The organism is uncultured Campylobacter sp., assembly GCF_938040115.1.
Lineage (GTDB): Bacteria > Campylobacterota > Campylobacteria > Campylobacterales > Campylobacteraceae > Campylobacter_A.
Window position 1 is genome coordinate 1 of the sequence record NZ_CALHXD010000079.1, and the last position, 2,728, is coordinate 2,728.

A 2,728-nucleotide genomic window follows, 5' to 3' on the forward strand; every position below is an offset into this window, starting at 1 on the left:
TATCGACGTGGATACATACGCGATCAATGTGCGCCTAAGCGAGGCCGAGATCGCTGAGCGAAGGGCTAAATTTAAACCGCTTGAAAAACCGCTGCCGTACCGCTGGCTGCGAATGTACCGCAAGCTGGTAACGAACGCTAGCAACGGAGCGATTTTGGAGGCGTAGGACTTTATATCTAAGATATTTTGGTCAAAACGCTAGGTTCTCTTTGGTCTAAATACACGCAAAGCGGTAGCAACTAAAGAGAACCGCTTAAAATATTCTCGAAAAAGCGAAATCCGGCGGCAAATGCCGGCCGAAAGTTGCGGTAAAAGATCTCAATGAAAACAAAAAAGATGATTATAGATTTTATATTTTAGAGAAAAATATCGCAAATTAATCTAGCTAAATTTTAATTTTATTTAATAATATCTTAGCTACAATTCTTATTTTTTAGCGTCAAGTTTGACGACCACGTTTTAGGATACCTAGATGACTACCTCATAGATACGCGTTTAATCTCAAATTTTAGTCTCGCGGGGCGAGGAAATTAATACAAAGAAAATTTATGTTTAAAGAATTTAGAACGAAATATCTAACGAATTTCTGGAACGTCGGGCAGGCGATGATTATCTTAGCCATCGTAGCGACCGTGTATTTCGGGATTTTTGGCGGCGGATGGGCGGTGACCGGCGAGATGACGCGCTGGGGCGGCGAGTTTTTGGAGCTTTTCGGGATGGATCTTAGCGGCTACTCCTACTACAAGATCACGAACCTTGACGGCAACCCGCTCACGCGCTTTGAGGGGCTTATGCTAATAGGCATGTTCGTGGGCGCTACGATCGCGGCCTTTATGGCAAACAAAGTCAAATTTCGCCTACCCGCAAGCAAAATTCGCGTTTTTCAAGCTATCGTCGGCGGCTTGCTTTCGGGATTTGGCGCGCGTCTGGCCTTTGGCTGCAACTTGCTTGATTTTTTCACCGGACTGCCGTATTTTTCGCTACATACGTGGCTTTTTGCCGTGTTTATGGTGCTTGGCATCTACGTCGCCGTCAAGGTCGGCAAGCTGCCTATCTTTATGCCTAAAACCGAACTTAAAAACTTCGGCTCAAAAGGCAAAGGCACGACGCACGACAAAGGCCGCGCCGACCGAAATTTCGCCATCGGCGTGATTATCGCGATTTTAGCGATTATCTGGTTTGCGTATCTTTTGATGCAAGCGCCGGCGCTCGATCTAAAAGTCAAAGCCAGCATCTTGCCGCTTGGACTGCTTTTTGGACTGGTTTTTGGTTTTATTATCTCAAAGGGTCAAATTTGCTTTACTTCGTGCTTTCGCGACCTGTTTTTATTCGGCAGGGACGTTGCAACCAAGGGCGCTTTTTACGGCATGATAATCGCCACGCTCATCGTTTTCGTGCTGATGCTAAACGGCTACGTCGGCAAGGTTACGAATTTCTCGCCGGCGGTTGCGATCGGAGCGTTTTTATTCGGCTTTGGTATCGTATTTGCGGGCGGCTGCGAGTGCGGCTGGACGTATAGAGCCACCGAGGGGCAGCTGCACTTTATGATCGTGGGCGTCGCAAACGTCGTAGGAACTATGGTGCTAGCCCTTAGCTATGATCTCATCCCGGCATGGATCAAAGACGGCCCGAAAATCCAGCTTTTAGAGGTATTCGGTCCGCTGGGCGGCTTAGCGGTAAATTTATGTTTATTCGTTTCGGCGCTACTGCTGGTGTTTATCTACAAACGAAATTTCTTCGCCAAAGGAGGCTACTAAGATGCATGAAGACGATTTTGAAATAAGCTATACGCTCGATATCCTAGGCGAGGCTTGCCCTATGCCCGCCGTCGCGACGCTAGAAATCCTACCGAAAATGAAAAGCGGCGAGGTGCTAGAAGTACTTTGCGACTGCCCGCAGGCGATAAACTCGATCCCTTACGACGCGAGAAACAGGGGCTTTGAAGTGCTTAAAATCGAGCAAGACGGTCCGACGCTTAGATTTATCATCAAAAAGCCTTAGTTTAAATTTAGGCGCGGAGCAGGGTTTAGGCGCGCCCTGCTCTATTTTGCTACGGCGGGCGGGTAAGTTTGCCGATTGCAAAGTAAATTTTGCTCGCACGGCCGCATTTTGCTTATCTTGCGCGCTTAAATTTATATTTTGCGTTGCCGTTTTCGCCATACCGAAAATTTACCCGCCGCGCGCGTATTTCGTACTTTTGCGTTTAAATTCGCAACCCGGAAAAACTCGGAGCAAATTTAAAGCGCGAAATTTGAAACCTAAAACCGACTCCGCTTTGCCAAAGCGCCGAAATTTCCCAATTTATCTTGCGGCGGTTAAATTTAAACCGGCGCATTTTCGTATCTTGCTAGCGCCGAATTTAGCCGCAAATTTACTCAAATTTGCTTCGCCAGCTCAAAAATTGCTTTAATATTTTCTTTTGTATAGAGCTTGTCTTTACGCCAGTTTACCGCGTAGTCGTAGGCTAAATTTACCACCTCCTCTAGCGTTTCGCTCTCTATGCCGACGGATTTTAGACTAACCGGAGCTCCGATTTTACTAAGCCACGCTTTAAATGCGGCGATGCCCTCATCAGCTGAGTTTACGCCGAAAATCTCTCTTGCAAAACGCTCGAATGCACTTAAATTTCGGCTCTTGTACCATTTCATCCACGCTGGCATTATGACCGCTAGGCCCGCTCCGTGCGCACAGTTTACGACCGCGCTCATGGCGTGCTCTAGCATGTGGT

4 protein-coding genes are annotated in these 2,728 nt (G+C 47.3%); 3 read left to right on the forward strand and 1 reads right to left on the reverse strand.

What is annotated here, in order from left to right; translation table 11 throughout:
- The 3 genes from Q0314_RS03000 to yedF form a co-directional block, all read left to right on the forward strand.
- A partial coding sequence (locus Q0314_RS03000) for a dihydroxy-acid dehydratase (protein ID WP_298056366.1) occupies nt 1-166 on the forward strand: 166 nt, incomplete at its 5' end.
- A gap of 382 nt (nt 167-548) precedes the next feature.
- Entirely contained in the window at nt 549-1,757 is a 1,209-nt protein-coding gene (gene yedE, locus Q0314_RS03005; RefSeq protein WP_298056360.1) for a selenium metabolism membrane protein YedE/FdhT, read from the forward strand.
- Between the two features lies 1 nt (nt 1,758).
- Nucleotides 1,759-2,001, forward strand: coding sequence for a sulfurtransferase-like selenium metabolism protein YedF (yedF, locus tag Q0314_RS03010; RefSeq protein WP_004323059.1), 243 nt, complete (start codon nt 1,759-1,761; stop codon nt 1,999-2,001).
- Nucleotides 2,002-2,375: 374 nt separating this feature from the next.
- Here the strand turns inward: yedF and Q0314_RS03015 are convergent.
- Nucleotides 2,376-2,728 (reverse strand): iron-containing alcohol dehydrogenase (locus tag Q0314_RS03015; RefSeq protein WP_298056364.1); only part of this gene is annotated, 353 nt, incomplete at its 5' end.

What these genes read in the sequence shown, in the direction of transcription:
- yedF (WP_004323059.1), top strand. Translation starts at nt 1,759, where the DNA reads ATGCATGAAGACGATTTTGAAATAAGCTATACGCTCGATATCCTAGGC.
- yedE (WP_298056360.1), top strand. Translation starts at nt 549, where the DNA reads ATGTTTAAAGAATTTAGAACGAAATATCTAACGAATTTCTGGAACGTC.